General features: G+C 59.6%; 1 protein-coding gene. It reads right to left on the bottom strand.

Going from position 1 to position 1,286, the window contains the following annotated elements:
- Nucleotides 1–61: 61 nt before the first annotated feature.
- A protein-coding gene (locus tag P3T23_RS47735) for an IS3 family transposase (protein WP_429322961.1) occupies nt 62–1,197 on the bottom strand; the annotation gives its coding sequence in 2 pieces (ribosomal slippage) (nt 62–933 and nt 933–1,197; 1,137 coding nt in all).
- Nucleotides 1,198–1,286 lie beyond the last annotated feature (89 nt).

Raw genomic sequence — 1,286 nt, 5'->3', positions numbered from 1 at the left:
AGAGGTGGCCTCGTTCGTTCGGACGGGATCCGCGATTTTTAAAGTGGAATCGCTGAGGCAATCAAGCTGCCGATTTTATCGCTGGCAGCGTGGCGAAGTATGCTTCATCCGGTGTCTGGTCGGCGAGCCTGGAATGAGGCCGGTTCTGGTTATACCAGTTCAGGTAATCGCCGATTGATCGACGGGCGTGGCTGACCGAGTCATAGGCTTTCAGATAGACCTCTTCATATTTGACGCTGCGCCACACCCGTTCGACGAACACGTTGTCACGCCAGGCGCCCTTTCCATCCATGGACAGAAGAACGTTCCGGCCGAGCACCGCGTCGGTGAATTCGGTTGCGGTGAACTGGCTGCCTTGATCCGTGTTGACAATCTCAGGCAGCCCGTATTTCGCAAACGCCTCCTCCAGCGCCTCGACAGCATGGCAACTCTCCAGCGTGATCGCCACCCGGTGTGCCAGCACCCGACGACTCGCCCAGTCCACGACAGCCGTCAGATAGACGAAGCCGCGCGCCATCGGGATATAGCTCGTATCGAGCGCCCAGACCTGATTGGCCCGGTCGATCTTCCGGTTGCGTAGCAGGTACGGCCAGATCCTGTGGGCTGCATGCTTGCGGCTCGTGTTCGGCTTGCGATACAACGCCTCGATGCCCATGCGCTTCATCAGGGTGCCGACGTGCCTGCGCCCGACCTTGATTCCTTCGCGACGCAGCAGCCGTGCCAGCATTCGTGCTCCTGCAAATGGATGCTCGAGGTGAAGCTCGTCAATCCGGCGCATCAACTTCAGATCTGCTTCGCTGACCCCACGCGATTGGTAATAGGCGCTCGACCGGCTGATGCCTACCAGCCGCGCCTGCTGTGTCACCGGCAGGGCGTGATCACGATCGATCATCGCCTTACGCCCAGCAGTCCCGCCTTGCTGAGCGCGCTTTCTAAAAAATCGTTCTCCAGCGTCAACTGCCCGATCTTCGCGTGCAGTACCTTCACGTCGACTGGCGGTGCCGCTGGCGCCGAGTTGCCCGCTTCGAACACATCGGCAACCCGCTCCTGCAGTTGCTTCTTCCAGTCCGTGATCTGATTCGGATGGACATCAAACTGCTGGGCCAGCTCTGCCAACGTCTTGTCGCCCTTGAGCGCCGCGAGTGCCACCTTTGCCTTGAACGCCGCTGAGTGTGTTCGTCGGTTTCGTTTCGTCATCTTCTGGTTCCCTGTTGCCGGCCATTATGACCGACTCACGCCCCAGCTTTTCCACTCAACGAACTGTCCGAATTCTCGGCGCCACCTCT

Origin of the sequence: Paraburkholderia sp. GAS448 (assembly GCF_050435685.1) — a bacterium.
Lineage (GTDB): Bacteria > Pseudomonadota > Gammaproteobacteria > Burkholderiales > Burkholderiaceae > Paraburkholderia.
Note: the sequence above shows the minus strand (reverse complement) of the source record. Positions and strands in the feature narration are given on the sequence as shown.